The sequence below is a fragment of the Pseudomonas alkylphenolica genome (genome assembly GCF_004025535.1).
Lineage (GTDB): Bacteria > Pseudomonadota > Gammaproteobacteria > Pseudomonadales > Pseudomonadaceae > Aquipseudomonas > Aquipseudomonas alkylphenolica_A.
The window spans coordinates 135,862-150,401 of the sequence record NZ_QJRG01000044.1; the positions used below are offsets into that span (position 1 = coordinate 135,862).

At 60.1% G+C, this 14,540-nt stretch carries 14 protein-coding genes; 10 read left to right on the forward strand and 4 right to left on the reverse strand.

What is annotated here, in order from left to right; translation table 11 throughout:
• Window positions 1–28 precede the first annotated feature (28 nt).
• A complete protein-coding gene (locus tag DM813_RS13390) occupies window positions 29–508 on the reverse strand; it encodes an Lrp/AsnC family transcriptional regulator (RefSeq protein WP_128323875.1) in 480 nt (159 codons plus the stop codon).
• 127 nt (window positions 509–635) lie between these two features.
• Between DM813_RS13390 and DM813_RS13395 the strand changes: the two genes are divergently transcribed.
• Together DM813_RS13395 and mdeB are read left to right on the forward strand one after the other, a co-directional pair.
• Window positions 636–1,832: a methionine gamma-lyase gene (locus DM813_RS13395; RefSeq protein ID WP_128323876.1), complete on the forward strand. Its 1,197-nt coding sequence runs from the start codon at window positions 636–638 to the stop codon at window positions 1,830–1,832.
• 37 nt (window positions 1,833–1,869) lie between these two features.
• Complete coding sequence (mdeB, locus tag DM813_RS13400; protein WP_128323877.1) at window positions 1,870–4,569, forward strand: alpha-ketoglutarate dehydrogenase; 2,700 nt, start codon at window positions 1,870–1,872, stop codon at window positions 4,567–4,569.
• Between the two features lie 55 nt (window positions 4,570–4,624).
• Here mdeB and DM813_RS13405 read toward each other — a convergent pair whose 3' ends face one another.
• A complete protein-coding gene (locus DM813_RS13405) occupies window positions 4,625–5,062 on the reverse strand; it encodes a YhcB family protein (RefSeq protein WP_128323878.1) in 438 nt (145 codons plus the stop codon).
• Between the two features lie 138 nt (window positions 5,063–5,200).
• Between DM813_RS13405 and DM813_RS13410 the strand changes: the two genes are divergently transcribed.
• The 3 genes from DM813_RS13410 (at window position 5,201) to zapE (ending at window position 8,387) form a co-directional block, all read left to right on the forward strand.
• Entirely contained in the window at window positions 5,201–5,836 is a 636-nt protein-coding gene (locus DM813_RS13410; RefSeq protein WP_128323879.1) for an alpha/beta hydrolase, read from the forward strand.
• 24 nt (window positions 5,837–5,860) lie between these two features.
• Complete coding sequence (locus DM813_RS13415; RefSeq protein WP_128323880.1) at window positions 5,861–7,210, forward strand: tryptophan--tRNA ligase; 1,350 nt, start codon at window positions 5,861–5,863, stop codon at window positions 7,208–7,210.
• A gap of 82 nt (window positions 7,211–7,292) precedes the next feature.
• Window positions 7,293–8,387 carry a cell division protein ZapE gene (zapE, locus tag DM813_RS13420; protein WP_128323881.1) on the forward strand — a complete coding sequence of 365 codons (1,095 nt, stop codon included), beginning with the start codon at window positions 7,293–7,295 and terminating at the stop codon, window positions 8,385–8,387.
• Window positions 8,388–8,435: 48 nt separating this feature from the next.
• Here the strand turns inward: zapE and DM813_RS13425 are convergent, their stop codons facing one another.
• Window positions 8,436–9,332 (reverse strand): GlxA family transcriptional regulator, encoded by an 897-nt coding sequence (locus DM813_RS13425; protein ID WP_164897252.1) that lies wholly within the window; start codon window positions 9,330–9,332, stop codon window positions 8,436–8,438.
• Window positions 9,333–9,546: 214 nt separating this feature from the next.
• Complete coding sequence (locus tag DM813_RS13430; protein WP_128323882.1) at window positions 9,547–10,587, reverse strand: NADP(H)-dependent aldo-keto reductase; 1,041 nt, start codon at window positions 10,585–10,587, stop codon at window positions 9,547–9,549.
• 250 nt (window positions 10,588–10,837) lie between these two features.
• Between DM813_RS13430 and rplM the strand changes: the two genes are divergently transcribed.
• From rplM to DM813_RS13455, 5 genes are all read left to right on the forward strand, one after another.
• On the forward strand, window positions 10,838–11,266 hold the full coding sequence (gene rplM, locus DM813_RS13435) for a 50S ribosomal protein L13 (protein ID WP_128323883.1): 429 nt from the start codon (window positions 10,838–10,840) through the stop codon (window positions 11,264–11,266).
• A 14-nt stretch (window positions 11,267–11,280) separates the two neighbouring features.
• On the forward strand, window positions 11,281–11,673 hold the full coding sequence (gene rpsI / locus DM813_RS13440) for a 30S ribosomal protein S9 (RefSeq protein ID WP_128323884.1): 393 nt from the start codon (window positions 11,281–11,283) through the stop codon (window positions 11,671–11,673).
• Between the two features lie 275 nt (window positions 11,674–11,948).
• The gene (petA, locus tag DM813_RS13445; RefSeq protein WP_128323885.1) at window positions 11,949–12,542 is read left to right on the forward strand and encodes a ubiquinol-cytochrome c reductase iron-sulfur subunit; all 594 of its coding nucleotides are present in this window, start codon (window positions 11,949–11,951) and stop codon (window positions 12,540–12,542) included.
• Entirely contained in the window at window positions 12,542–13,753 is a 1,212-nt protein-coding gene (locus tag DM813_RS13450; protein WP_128323886.1) for a cytochrome b, read from the forward strand. The genes petA and DM813_RS13450 overlap by 1 nt, the downstream gene beginning before the upstream one ends.
• On the forward strand, window positions 13,753–14,532 hold the full coding sequence (locus DM813_RS13455) for a cytochrome c1 (RefSeq protein ID WP_128323887.1): 780 nt from the start codon (window positions 13,753–13,755) through the stop codon (window positions 14,530–14,532). Before DM813_RS13450 ends, DM813_RS13455 begins: the two co-directional genes overlap by 1 nt.
• Window positions 14,533–14,540 lie beyond the last annotated feature (8 nt).

The window sequence follows — 14,540 nt, forward strand, 5'->3', positions numbered from 1 at the left end:
CTGGGCCTATGTAAGGGAAAGACGATCCCTAGTTATGCTTCTCCGACACCGGAATCACCCGCTTCTCCTTCACCGCCTTGAACGAAAAACTCGAATAGATTTCCTTCACCCCCGGCAACGTCTGCAACACCTCGCGGGCGAATTCGCCAAACGACTCCAGATCCCTCGCCAGTACCTCCAGCAGGAAGTCGTAACGTCCGGAGATGTTGTGGCAAGCAACAATCTCGGGGATTTCCATCAGCCGCTGTTCGAAAGCGCGGGCCATGTCCTTGGAGTGGGAGTCCATCATGATGCTGACGAAGGCGGTCACACCAAAGCCCAAGGCCTTGGGCGAAAGGATGGCCTGGTAGCCGGTGATATAGCCGTTCTCTTCGAGCAACTTGACCCGCCGCCAACACGGCGAGGTGGTCAGGGCGACGCTGTCGGCCAGCTCGGAAACGGTCAGTCGGGCGTTGTTCTGCAGGGCACCCAGCAGGGCGCGGTCGGTGCGGTCGATGGCGGCAGGCATAGTTTGCCCTCCGTGGCTTGAATTAATTGTTTTTATGTCAATAACCATTAAAGGCAGTGGTTACATTTGGAAAAAAATCAGTACCTCAGTGGCATAAGCTTATAACAAACCACAAGAGGCTGTTGTCATGAGCGGCTCCACCAAGGATTCAGGTTTTGCTACCCGTGCCATCCACTACGGCTACGACCCGTTGAGCCATCAGGGCTCGCTGGTTCCACCGGTCTATCAAACCGCCACCTTCGCGTTTCCTACGGTTGAATACGGTGCCGCCTGCTTTGCCGGTGAAGCAGGAGGGCATTTCTATACGCGCATTTCCAACCCCACGCTGGCGTTGCTGGAAACCCGCATAGCGTCACTTGAGGGTGCTGAAGCGGGATTGGCACTGGCCTCCGGGATGGGGGCGATTACGGCTACCTTGTGGACGCTGCTGCGGCCGGGCGACGAAGTGCTGGTCGGCCGAACGCTGTACGGCTGTACCTTCGCTTTTCTGCATCACGGCATCGGCGAGTTCGGGGTCAAGGTCCGGCATGTCGACATGAGCGACCTGCAGGCCCTGGAAGCTGCAATCAGCGCGCAGACCAAGGTGATCTACTTCGAAACCCCGGCCAACCCCAACATGCAGATGGCCGACATCGCCGCAGTGGCGAAGATTGCCCATCAGCGCGATATTACTGTGGTGGTCGACAACACCTACTGCACGCCTTACCTGCAACGCCCGCTGGAGCTTGGCGCCGACCTGGTGGTGCATTCGGCAACCAAGTACCTGAGCGGACACGGCGATATCACTGCCGGGCTGGTGGTGGGGCGCCAGGCGCTGGTGGATCGGGTGAGGCTTGAAGGGCTCAAGGACATGACCGGCGCGGTGATGTCACCGCAGGATGCTGCGCTGCTGATGCGCGGGATGAAAACCCTGAACCTGCGCATGGACCGCCATTGCAGCAACGCCCAGGCGATTGCCGAGTATCTGCAGCAGCACCCGGCCGTGGAATTGATCAACTATCCCGGCCTGCCTGGCTTCGCCCAGTTCGAACTGGCCCGGCGGCAGATGCGCTTGCCCGGCGGCATGATCGCTTTCGAGCTCAAGGGCGGTATCGGTGCCGGACGGCGCTTCATGAATGCCCTGCAACTGTTCAGCCGGGCAGTGAGCCTAGGCGATGCCGAATCCCTGGCCCAGCACCCGGCGAGCATGACCCACTCCAGCTATTCCCCGCAGGAGCGCGCCCAGTACGGCATTTCTGAAGGGTTGGTGAGGCTGTCGGTGGGGCTGGAGGATATCGACGACCTGCTGGCCGATATCGAGCAGGCCCTGAACGCCTGCGCCTGAACTGCTCACGGAAGAGGTCAACGCAATGGTGGCAACGATGAGCCTTGTGTCGGGAGAGGGCGTACCACGACGCCCGGGAGATGCACCCGAGGTCGATAGCGACCCGGGGGAGACCGCCGAGTGGCTGGAGGCGCTGGAGTCGACCCTGCAGCACTGTGGCCCACAGCGCGCGCGGTTTCTCCTCGAACAGCTTGAGGCACACGCCCGGGAGTTGGGCGTGGAGCGCGGTGCGCAGCCTTTTTCGGCATACCGCAACACCTTGTCGGTGGAACAGCAGGGCGCCTATCCGGGCGATCTGGAGCTGGAAGAGCGGATCACCAGCCTGTTGCGATGGAATGCCTTGGCCATGGTGGTACGGGCTAATCATGCCTACGGCGACCTGGGCGGACACATTGCCAGCTACGCCTCGGCAGCAGAAATCTTCGAGGTCGGTTTCCAGCATTTCTTTCGTGGCGAGTCCGGGGGCGAACAGCGAACGGCCGACCTGGTGTTCTTCCAGCCGCACTCGGCGCCAGGGGTTTATGCGCGGGCTTTTCTTGAAGGCCGGCTGAGTGAAGAGCAGCTCGCCAATTACCGTCAGGAGGTGTCGGGCAACGGCCTGAGCTCGTATCCACACCCTTGGCTGATGCCTGATTTCTGGCAGTTCCCGACCGGTTCCATGGGGATCGGCCCGCTCAACGCGATTTACCAGGCGCGGTTCATGCGTTACCTGCACCACCGGCAGTTGCTTGACACTGGCGCGCGGCATGTGTGGGGCGTGTTTGGCGACGGCGAGATGGATGAGCCGGAGTCGATCGCCGGGTTGACCCTGGCCGCTCGCGAGCAACTGGATAACCTCACCTTTGTCGTCAACTGCAACCTGCAGCGGCTGGACGGGCCAGTGCGTGGCAACGGTCAGATCATTCAGGAACTCGAGGCCCTGTTCAGCGGCGCCGGCTGGAACGTGATCAAGGTGCTGTGGGGCTCGGAATGGGATGCGTTGTTCGCCCGCGACACCGAGCACGTGCTGTTGCGCCAGCTGGCGGCCACACCGGATGGGCAGTTTCAGAACCTCGGCGCCAAGGATGGCACCTACAACCTGGAACACTTCTTCAACCAGCACCCCGCGTTGCAGAAGCTTGTGGAGCACATGAGCTCGACGGAGATCAACGCGCTCAAGCGTGGCGGCCACGACTTTCGCAAGCTCTACGCTGCCTTTGCGGCGGCCAAGGCCTGTAGCGGGCGGCCGACGGTGATATTGGCCAAGACCAAAAAAGGCTACGGCATGAGCGCCGCCGGCGAATCGCGAATGACCGCGCACCAGGCGAAGAAACTTGATGTCCAGGCATTGCTGGCATTTCGTGATCGCTTTCATCTGCCACTGAGCGACACTCAGGTCGAACAGCTGCAGTTCTATCGGCCGGCGGAGGACAGTCCCGAACTGCGCTATTTGCGCGAGCGTCGCGCTGCGCTGGGTGGGCCGTTGCCGGCGCGGCGTGTCGACGTGCGCCCGATCCCGGTACCGGGCCTGGACGACATGGGGCGTTTTGCCTTGCAGGCCGAGGGCAAGGAAATGTCCACCACCATGGCGGCGGTGCGCATGCTCAGTGCCTGGCTCAAAGCGCCGCAGTTGGGCCCGCGTGTGGTGCCGATTGTGGCGGACGAGGCGCGCACTTTCGGCATGGCCAGCCTGTTCCGTCAGATTGGCATCTATTCACCTCAGGGGCAGTGCTATGAGCCGGAAGATGCCGGTTCGCTACTGTCGTACAAGGAAGCGCAAGACGGGCAATTGCTCGAAGAGGGCATAACCGAAGCGGGGGCGATTTCTTCCTGGGTCGCCGCAGCGACATCTTACGCCGTACACGGCGAGCCAATGCTGCCGGTGTACATCTATTACTCGATGTTTGGTTTTCAGCGCGTCGGCGACCTGATCTGGGCCGCCGCCGACCAGCGTGCCCGCGGTTTGTTGCTGGGTGCCACCGCCGGGCGTACCACCCTGGGTGGCGAAGGGTTGCAGCACCAGGATGGTTCGAGCCTGGTGATGGCTGCCATGGTTCCCAACTGCCGCGCCTGGGAGCCGTGCTTTGCCGGCGAGCTGGCGGTGATTCTCGAGCATGCAGCCCGGCGCATGCTTACCGAACAGCATGACGAGTTCCACTACGTGGTGCTGATGAACGAAAACTATCCACAGCCGTCCCTGCCTGCGCAGGTCCATGAAGAGGTGTTACGCGGTATGTACTGCTATGTGCAACAGCAGGTGGTCGACGCACGAGGGCGGGTGCGCCTGTTGGGTTCGGGGGCGATCTTGCGTGAAGTCATTGCTGCCAGCGAACTGCTGGCAACTGATTGGCAGATCGATAGCGAAGTGTTCAGCGTCACCAGTTTCAGCGAGCTTGCGCGTGAGGCGCGGGACGGTCAGCGGGCCGCTCGTCTGGGCATGGACAATGGCACGCTCAGCCATGTACAGCGTTGTCTGACCGGTAACGAACCGGTCATTGCCGCCACGGATTACGTGCGTGCCTGGCCGCAGCTGATCGCTGAGTACGTGCAGGCGCCTTACGTCACGTTGGGCACCGACGGATTCGGTCGCAGCGATACCCGCCAGCAACTGCGGCGCTTCTTCGAAGTGGACCGCTTCAGTATCGTGCTGGCCAGTTTGCACAGCCTGGTGGTTCAGGGCGGCATGGAGCGGCGGGTGCTGGATCAGGCGCTGGAGCGCTATGGTCACAACACAGGGCAGGCGCCCTGGTATGGATGAGGCGGCTGCGCCGCCGGGTCAATAAAAAGCCCCGCCGGATGGCGGGGCTTTTTTGTCAGTTACGCTTGAGCCCGTAGTGCTCATCGAGCATGCCCGGTGCATTGGGCGCTTTGGGTGCATAGTCGCGTGGCACTTCGGCGTCCTTTGGCGGGGTCAGGCGATCACGCGGCGCCTGTGCGGCCTCCGAATGCAGGGCGGCCAGCAGACGCTGGCGGGTCAGGTCGTCCAGGGCCAGGCGGTTGGCGCCATCAGCCAGATGGTCCTGCACTTCCTGGTAACTTTGGGTCAGTTTCTTGACCAGCGCAGCCGTACTGTTGAAGTGAGTAACCACCTCATTCTGGTAGCTGTCGAAGCGTTCCTGGATATCGTCCAGCTGCCGCTGGGTGCTGCTCGGTGCGGCATTGGGCAGCAGGCGGGCAACCAGGAAACCAACGACCACACCCACGACGAGGGCCAGGGTCGGCAACAACCAAACTAAGAGCGAGAGTTCCACGAGTCCTTCCTCTATAAACGGCTTTGCTTTACGTTAACGGCTCGGACCTGCGCTGTATACCGCGAACGATCGCAAATATCTCAGACAGAATCATTCAGCTAGACGTGTCGACCCTTTCCGAGGTCACGGAGTTTATCCTTGCTTATCCGCGAAACCCCCGTATTCATTGATGGCCCGGTCGGCCAACTGGAAGCCTTGTATCTTGATGTGGCCGACGCCCGTGGCGTGGTACTGCTGTGTCACCCCAACCCGGTACAAGGTGGCACCATGACCAACAAGGTGGTGTCGATGCTGCAGCGTACCGCACGTGACGCGGGCTACATCACCCTGCGATTCAATTACCGTGGCGTCGGCGCCAGTGCCGGTAGCCATGACATGGGCAGCGGCGAAGTTGACGATGCCCAGGCCGCTGCTGCCTGGTTGCGCGAAAAACACCCGCAATTGCCGCTGACCTTGATGGGCTTTTCCTTCGGTGGTTTTGTCGCTGCCAGCCTGGGCGGACGCCTGGAGGCTGAGCAGGTGGCCATCAAGCATCTGTTCATGGTCGCCCCGGCGGTGATGCGCCTGGGCGGCAACGATGCCGTGCCGCAAGCGTGCGCGCTGAGCGTGATCCAGCCGGAAACCGACGAAGTGATCGATCCACAGCTCGTCTACGACTGGTCCGAAGCACTCTCGCGCCCCCATGAGCTGCTGAAAGTGGCAGAATGCGGACACTTTTTTCACGGCAAGCTCACCGACCTCAAGGATCTGGTGCTGCCACGCCTTTCGAACTGATACAAGCCTGATAAGCGATTACCCATGACTACGCGCATCCTTACCGGTATCACCACCACGGGCACGCCTCACCTGGGCAACTACGCCGGTGCCATTCGCCCGGCGATCCTCGCCAGCCGTGAGCCGGGTGTCGACTCGTTCTACTTCCTGGCCGACTACCACGCCCTGATCAAATGCGATGACCCGCAGCGCATCCAGCGCTCGCGTCTGGAAATCGCCGCGACCTGGCTGGCCGGTGGCCTGGACCCGGAGCGAGTGACCTTCTACCGCCAGTCCGATATCCCCGAGATTCCCGAACTGACCTGGCTGCTGACCTGTGTGGCGGCCAAGGGCCTGCTCAACCGGGCTCACGCCTACAAGGCCTCGGTGGACAAGAACCTGGAAAACGGTGAAGACCCGGATGCGGGTATCAGCATGGGCCTGTACAGCTACCCGGTACTGATGGCGGCCGACATCCTGATGTTCAACGCCAACAAGGTGCCGGTCGGTCGCGACCAGATCCAGCACGTGGAAATGGCCCGAGATATCGGCCAGCGTTTCAACCACCTGTTCGGCCAGGGCAAGGAATTCTTTGCCATGCCCGAAGCGCTGATCGAAGAAAGCGTGGCGACCTTGCCGGGTCTGGACGGCCGCAAGATGTCCAAGAGCTACGACAACACCATTCCGTTGTTCACCAGCGCCAAGGACATGAAGGACGCGATCTCGCGCATCGTCACCGACTCGCGTGCCCCGGGCGAAGCGAAAGACCCGGACAATTCGCACCTGTTCACCCTGTTCCAGGCCTTCGCCACGTCGGCTCAGGCCGAGGAATTCCGCAGCGAACTGCTACAAGGGCTGGGCTGGGGCGAAGCCAAGCAGCGCCTGTTCCAGCTGCTCGATGGGCAGCTGAGTGAGCCGCGTGAGCGCTATCACCAACTGATCAGCCGTCCGGCCGACCTGGAAGACATCCTCCTGGCCGGTGCGCAGAAAGCACGCAAGGTTGCCACGCCGTTCCTCGAGCAACTGCGCGAAGCGGTGGGTCTGCGTTCGTTCCGCAGCATTGAACAGGGTACTGCCCAGGTCAAAAAGAAAGCCGCCAAGGCCGCGCGCTTTGTCAGCTTCCGGGAAGACGACGGCAGCTTCCGCTTCCGTCTGCTGGCGGCCGATGGCGAGCAACTGCTGCTGTCGCGCAACTTTGCCGATGGTAAAACAGCTGGTGCGGTGAGCAAGCAACTGCAACAAGGCGGTGAGCTGGACGTGCGTACCGAAGGCCTGGGCTTCAGCCTGTGGCTGGAAGGCGAATGCGTTGCCGACGGCCCGCAGCTGGCTGACGAAGCCGCGCGTGATGCCGCTATCGAGAGCCTGCGCGTCGCCTTGCAGCCACAGCAGGACTGAACGGCCAGACGCAAGTCTGATTGCCATTATCCGGGGCCGTCGCTACAGTGACGGCCCGTTTTTGTTACCTTGCTAACGAATTATGACGCCCCTAGAACGATATCAAGCAGATCTGAAACGTCCCGAATTCTTTCATGATGCGGCGCAGGAAACTGCGGTGCGTCATTTGCAGCGCCTGTACGACGATCTGATCGCGGCGCAGAACAACAAGCCCGGCGTGTTCGGCAAGTTGTTCGGCAAGAAGGAGCAGGCACCGGTCAAGGGCTTGTACTTCTGGGGTGGGGTAGGGCGCGGCAAGACCTACCTGGTCGATACCTTCTTCGAGGCGCTGCCGTTCAAGCAGAAGGTGCGTACGCACTTCCACCGCTTCATGAAGCGTGTGCACGAGGAAATGAAAACCCTCAAGGGCGAGAAGAACCCGCTGACCATCATTGCCAAGCGTTTCTCCGAAGAAGCGCGGGTGATCTGCTTTGACGAGTTCTTTGTTTCGGACATTACCGATGCGATGATTCTTGGCACGCTGATGGAAGAGCTGTTCAAGAACGGCGTGACCCTGGTGGCGACGTCCAACATCGTCCCGGACGGCCTGTACAAGGACGGCTTGCAGCGTGCGCGCTTCCTGCCGGCCATCGCCCTGATCAAGCAGAACACCGACATCGTCAACGTCGACAGTGGCGTCGACTATCGCTTGCGTCATCTGGAGCAGGCCGAACTGTTCCACTTCCCGCTGGACGAAGCCGCCCACGAAAGCCTGCGCAAAAGCTTCCGGGCGTTGACGCCTGAGTGCACTCTGGCGGTGGAAAACGACGTACTGATCATCGAAAACCGCGAGATCCGCGCGCTGCGTACCTGTGACGATGTGGCCTGGTTCGACTTCCGCGAGCTGTGTGATGGGCCGCGTAGCCAGAACGACTACATCGAGCTGGGCAAGATCTTCCACGCCGTGCTGCTCAGCGGCGTTGAACAGATGAGCGTGGCCACCGATGACATCGCTCGCCGGTTCATCAACATGGTCGACGAGTTCTATGACCGCAACGTCAAACTGATCATCTCGGCCGAAGTTGAGCTCAAGGACCTGTACACCGGTGGTCGCCTGACCTTCGAGTTCCAGCGCACCCTGAGCCGTTTGCTGGAAATGCAGTCCCACGAGTTCCTCTCGCGGGCACACAAGCCTTAACGCGTTACGGGTAGGCGGCCGGGAAATCGGGCGCCTACCTCATTCTTCTCACGCTTCCTGCACAAACTGCTGGCGATACTGGTTCGGCGACAACTCCGTGTGCTGCCGGAACAGGCGTGCAAAGAAGCTGGCATCGTCATAGCCCACTTCATAGCTGATGGTCTTGATGCTCTTGCGTGTGCCGGAGAGCAGGCCCTTGGCCGTTTCAATCCGCAGTCGCTGCAGGTAGTGCAACGGCTTGTCACCGGTGGCACCCTGGAAGCGACGCATGAAGTTGCGGATGCTCATGCCATGGTTGCGTGCCACATCTTCGAAGCGGAACTTGTCGGCAAAGTGCTCTTCAAGCCACTGCTGGATCTGCAGGATGGTCAGGTCCTGGTGCAGCTTCTGCCCGCCAAAGCCCATGCGACCCGGGGTGTAGTTGCGCTGCACCTCGTAGAGCGTGTCGCGGGCTACCGCCTGGGCGACGTTGGCGCCGCAGAAGCGTTCGATCAGGTAGATGTACAGGTCGCAGGCCGAGGTGGTGCCGCCGGCGCAATAGAGATTGTCGGCGTCGGTCAGGTGCTTGTCCTGATTCAGGCTGACGTTGGGGAAGCGCTCGGCAAACTGGTTGAAGAAGCGCCAGTAGGTGGTCGCCTCCTTGCCGTCGAGCAGGCCGGCCTCGGCCAGCCAGAACACGCCACTGGCTTCGCCACACAGCACGGCGCCGCGTGCATGCTGCTCACGCAGCCACGGCAACACCTGCGGGTAGCGCTGGCAGAGCGCGTCGAAGTCGTCCCAGAAGGCCGGCAGGATGATCACGTCGGCCTGTTCCAGCCCGCTGTCCACGGGGAGCATGACTTCGCTGAAGCTGCGCACCGGCTGCCCGTCGGGGCTCACCAGGCGAGTCTCGAACATCGGCTTCAGGCCCAGCCCCAGTTGCTTGCCGTAGCGCAGGCTGGCCAGGTAGAAGAAATCCTTGGCCTGCATCAGGGTCGACGCAAAGACGTTATCGATGGCCAGGATACTGACGCGCCGCAAGGACGCGCTCGGTTGGGTAAACATCATTTTCTTTATTCTTATAGGGGAGAGTGGTCAATCACCGGCTGGATCGTCTTATTTTTTGGCCGTTGTGTCTACCCTCGAATCCCGCGCCGTGCGCGGGATCTGCTATCGCGCTTCAGGGGGCCGGGTTGGGCTGGTCCTGATGAATGGCTTCGATACCTGCCAACAGCTCCTGAGAGAGCGTGAGATCAATGCTGGCGAGGTTGCTGTCCAGTTGCTCCAGGCTGGTGGCACCGATGATGTTGCTGGTCACGAACTGCTGCTGGGTGACGAAGGCCAGGGCCATCTGCGCCGGGTCCAGGCCGTGGTCGCGGGCCAGCTTCACGTAGCGACTGCAGGCCGCTACCGTTTGCGGGCTGGAGTAGCGTGAGAAACGGCTGAACAGGGTCAGGCGACCTTGAGCGGGGCGCGCGCCGTTTTCGTATTTCCCCGAGAGCATGCCAAAGGCCAGCGGCGAGTAGGCGAGCAGGCCGCACTGTTCGCGGATCGCGATTTCCGCCAGGCCCACCTCGAAGCTGCGGTTGAGCAGGTTGTAGGGGTTCTGGATCGACACGGCACGGCTCCAGCCACGAGTCTCGGCCAACTGAAGGAACTTCATGGTGCCCCACGGTGTTTCGTTGGACAGGCCGATGTGACGGATCTTGCCGGCCTTGACCTGCTCGTCGAGCACTTCCAGAGTTTCTTCCAGCGGGGTGAAATGATCCTCGGGCAGGTGCTGGTAGCCCAGCTTGCCGAAGAAGTTGGTGCTGCGTTCCGGCCAGTGCAGCTGGTACAGGTCGATCCAGTCGGTCTGCAGGCGCTTGAGGCTGTCGTCCAGCGCCGCAACGATGTGCTGGCGGTTGTGCTTGAGCTGGCCATCTCGGATATGGCTGATGCCGTTGCCCGGTCCGGCTACCTTGCTGGCGAGAATCCAGTCGGCACGGTCGCCGCGGGCCTTGAACCAGTTGCCGATAATACGCTCGGTGCTGGCATAGGTTTCAGGGCGGGGCGGCACCGGGTACATCTCGGCGGTGTCGATGAAATTGATTCCGGCGGCCTTGGCGCGTTCGATCTGGCTGAAGGCCTGATCCTGCTCGTTCTGCTCGCCCCAGGTCATGGTGCCCAGGCACAGGGCGCTGACGTTGAGGTCGGTACGGCCCAGTTGGCGATAGTCCATTGGCGTCTCCCTGGTAAAAGAAGCATAAAAGCAGGTTGAATTTTTTTTCGCAATCTGGATAATTCAGCCCCTCTCCGTGTTGTGGGAGTGATGCCCCGCTTCATAGAAGAACCCTGCCGAATATTGGACGCGCTGACCCGAGCCCCCGATAGCGTCCGTGTGCGGCTGTGTCCTTGACTTGTCAAGGTGCGCACTATCCAGTAAGATCCGCCGTCTTATTTTCGCTGGGCGGCCCCTGAGGCTATAAAGAATGAAAACTTTTACTGCTAAACCGGAAACAGTAAAGCGCGACTGGTTCGTAGTTGACGCCGCTGGTCAGACCCTGGGTCGTCTGGCTACCGAAATCGCTACCCGTCTGCGTGGCAAGCACAAGCCAGAATACACCCCTCACGTTGACACCGGCGACTACATCGTCGTAATCAACGCCGAGCAGGTACGTGTTACTGGTGCCAAAGCTTCGGACAAAATGTACTACTCCCACTCCGGCTTCCCGGGCGGTATCAAGGAAATCAACTTCGAGAAGTTGATCGCCAAGGCCCCAGAGCGCGTGATCGAGACCGCGGTTAAAGGCATGCTGCCTAAAAACCCACTGGGTCGCGACATGTACCGTAAGCTGAAAGTCTATGCGGGCGCTGCTCACCCTCATACTGCTCAGCAGCCCCAAGAACTGAAGATTTAACGGAATAGTTCATTATGTCGGCGACTCAAAATTACGGCACTGGCCGTCGCAAGACCGCAACCGCTCGCGTTTTCCTGCGTCCAGGTACCGGTAACATCTCCATCAACAACCGTCCACTGGACACCTTCTTCGGTCGTGAAACCGCGCGCATGGTAGTTCGCCAGCCGCTGGAACTCACTGAAACCACCGAGAAGTTTGACATCTACGTCACCGTTATCGGTGGTGGTGTCAGCGGCCAGGCTGGTGCGATCCGTCACGGTATCACCCGTGCACTGATGGACTACGACGAGACTCTGCGTGGCGCTCTGCGTCGTGCTGGCTTCGTCACCCGCGACGCTCGTGAAGTCGAGCGTAAGAAAGTGGGTCTGCGTAAAGCACGTAAGCGTCCTCAGTACTCCAAGCGTTAATTTTCGCTTCGGCGTTCAAAAAAAGCCCGGTTCCAGTGGAACCGGGCTTTTTTTATGTCTTGAATAAACATATTGGCCTTTACTTAGCCTGTGCCGTGACAACTTGCCGCATAGACGCAAGTCAAGTGCTATAAGGGATGCAGCCTTTTGCCATGGGTAATCACCTTGTAATAGCAGGGTCTTTTCATTACCATGCGGCAAATTTTAAGCAGTTCAGAAATTACTTAAGTAGATGCCTGTTGTAACAGGCCATAAAGCTGATGGGAGAGGACTGAATGAGCAATGACGGCGTCAATGCAGGCCGGCGTCGCTTCCTCGTAGCAGCCACGTCCGTGGTGGGTGCTGCAGGAGCGGTGGGGGCTGCGGTCCCGTTCGTGGGGTCATGGTTCCCCAGTGCCAAGGCGAAAGCCGCAGGTGCACCGGTGAAGGTCAACATCGCCAAGATTGAGCCGGGTCAGCAAATGATTGCTGAATGGCGTGGCCAGCCAGTCTTCATCGTCCGCCGTACCGAAGAGATCCTTGGCAACCTCAAGAAGATCACCGGTGACCTCTCCGATCCTGAATCCAAAGCATCGGTCCAGCCCACTTACGTCAACCCGGAAAACCGTGCGATCAAGCCGGAAATCCTGGTGCTGGTCGGCCTGTGCACCCACCTGGGCTGCTCGCCAACCTTCCGTCCTGAAGTGGCTCCGGTCGACCTCGGTCCGAAGTGGGTCGGTGGTTACTTCTGCCCATGCCACGGTTCTCACTACGATCTGGCAGGCCGCGTTTACAAATCCCAGCCGGCGCCGCTCAATCTGCCAGTGCCGCCGCACTCTTATGAGTCGGACGACATCATTGTCGTCGGCGTCGATCAGGAGAACGCGTGATGAGTAAGTTCATGGACTGGGTTGACGCCCGCTTCCCCGCCACCAAGATGTGGGAAGACCACCTCAGCAAGTACTACGCACCAAAGAACTTCAACTTCTTCTACTTTTTCGGCTCCCTGGCGCTGTTGGTGCTGGTTAACCAGATCGTTACCGGTGTCTGGCTGACCATGAGCTTTACCCCTTCGGCCGAAGAGGCGTTTGCCTCGGTCGAATACATCATGCGTGATGTCGAATACGGCTGGATCCTGCGTTACCTGCACTCCACCGGCGCCTCGGCGTTCTTCATCGTCGTCTACCTGCACATGTTCCGCGGCCTGCTGTACGGCTCGTACCAGAAGCCTCGCGAACTGGTCTGGGTGTTCGGCATGCTGATCTACCTGGCGCTGATGGCCGAGGCCTTCATGGGCTATCTGCTGCCATGGGGTCAGATGTCTTACTGGGGCGCCCAGGTGATCATCTCGCTGTTCGGTGCGATTCCGGTGATCGGCGATGACCTGACCCAGTGGATTCGTGGTGACTACCTGATCTCCGGCATTACCCTGAACCGCTTCTTCGCCTTGCACGTCGTTGCGTTGCCCATTGTGATCCTTGGCCTGGTGGTGCTGCACATCCTGGCCCTGCACGAAGTGGGTTCGAACAACCCGGATGGCGTCGATATCAAGAAGCACAAAGACGAAAACGGTGTGCCGCTGGACGGTATCGCGTTCCACCCGTACTACACCGTGAAGGACATTGTCGGTGTCGTCGTGTTCCTCTTCGTGTTCTGCGCCATTGTGTTCTTCTTCCCGGAAATGGGTGGCTACTTCCTGGAAAAACCGAACTTTGAGCAGGCGAACGCCTTCAAGACCCCAGAGCACATTGCCCCGGTCTGGTACTTCACACCGTTCTACGCAATCTTGCGGGCGGTGCCGGACAAGCTCCTTGGCGTGATCGCCATGGGCGCCGCGATTGCCGTGCTGTTCGTGCTGCCGTGGCTCGACCGTAGCCCGGTCAAGTCCATGCGCTACAAGGGCTGGATGAGCAAGATCTGGCTGGTGGTGTTCTGCATCTCGTTCGTGATCCTCGGCGTACTCGGCGTGCTGGCGCCTACCCCGGGCCGTACGTTGCTGTCGCAGGTATGCACCTTCCTGTATTTCGCCTACTTCCTTCTGATGCCGTTCTACACCCGGCTCGAGAAGACCAAACCGGTTCCGGAAAGGGTGACTGGCTGATGAAAAAGCTATTTGCAGTATTGATTCTGGCAGTGATGCCCTCGTTGACCTTCGCGGCCGAACACGGTCTGGAGCTGGACAAGGTCGATATCGATCTGAGCGACAAGGCGGCCATGCAGGACGGTGCGCGTACCTTTGCCAACTATTGCATGGGTTGCCACAGCGCCAAGTTCCAGCGGTACGAGCGCGTTGCCGACGACCTGGGCATTCCTCACGAGCTGATGCTCGAGAAGCTGGTATTCACCGGCGCCAAAATTGGCGACCACATGAAGATCGGCATGAAGCCTGAAGACGCCAAGACCTGGTTCGGTGCTGCGCCGCCGGACCTGACCCTGGTTGCCCGGGTGCGTGGTACCGACTGGTTGTACACTTACCTGCGCAGTTTCTATGCAGACAGTTCGCGTCCGTACGGCGTGAACAACAAGGTTTTCCCGAACGTTGGCATGCCTAACGTGCTGGTTGGCCTGCAGGGCAATCAGGTCATCGGCTGCAAACAGGTGCAGACCGTGGTCGACGGCAAGAAGCAGTTTGACCCGCTGACCGGCTCGCCATTGACCCATGAAGCATGTGACCAGCTGACCGTGGAGCCGAAATCCGGTACCCTGAACGAAGAGCAGTTCGACGAGAAGGTCAAGAATCTGGTGACCTTCCTGGCCTACTCGGCCAACCCGGTCAAACTGGAAAGTCAGCGCATCGGCACTTACGTGCTGCTGTACCTGGCCTTCTTCTTCATATTCGCTTACCTGCTCAAGCGCGAATACTGGAAGGACGTGCACTGATCACGCAG

Excerpts from the sequence above, each read along its gene's own strand:
- DM813_RS13390 (WP_128323875.1), bottom strand. The coding sequence starts at position 508 with ATGCCTGCCGCCATCGACCGCACCGACCGCGCCCTGCTGGGTGCCCTG.
- DM813_RS13395 (WP_128323876.1), top strand. The coding sequence starts at position 636 with ATGAGCGGCTCCACCAAGGATTCAGGTTTTGCTACCCGTGCCATCCAC.
- mdeB (WP_128323877.1), top strand. The coding sequence starts at position 1,870 with ATGAGCCTTGTGTCGGGAGAGGGCGTACCACGACGCCCGGGAGATGCA.
- DM813_RS13415 (WP_128323880.1), top strand. The coding sequence starts at position 5,861 with ATGACTACGCGCATCCTTACCGGTATCACCACCACGGGCACGCCTCAC.
- zapE (WP_128323881.1), top strand. The coding sequence starts at position 7,293 with ATGACGCCCCTAGAACGATATCAAGCAGATCTGAAACGTCCCGAATTC.
- DM813_RS13430 (WP_128323882.1), bottom strand. The coding sequence starts at position 10,587 with ATGGACTATCGCCAACTGGGCCGTACCGACCTCAACGTCAGCGCCCTG.
- rplM (WP_128323883.1), top strand. The coding sequence starts at position 10,838 with ATGAAAACTTTTACTGCTAAACCGGAAACAGTAAAGCGCGACTGGTTC.
- rpsI (WP_128323884.1), top strand. The coding sequence starts at position 11,281 with ATGTCGGCGACTCAAAATTACGGCACTGGCCGTCGCAAGACCGCAACC.
- petA (WP_128323885.1), top strand. The coding sequence starts at position 11,949 with ATGAGCAATGACGGCGTCAATGCAGGCCGGCGTCGCTTCCTCGTAGCA.
- DM813_RS13450 (WP_128323886.1), top strand. The coding sequence starts at position 12,542 with ATGAGTAAGTTCATGGACTGGGTTGACGCCCGCTTCCCCGCCACCAAG.
- DM813_RS13455 (WP_128323887.1), top strand. The coding sequence starts at position 13,753 with ATGAAAAAGCTATTTGCAGTATTGATTCTGGCAGTGATGCCCTCGTTG.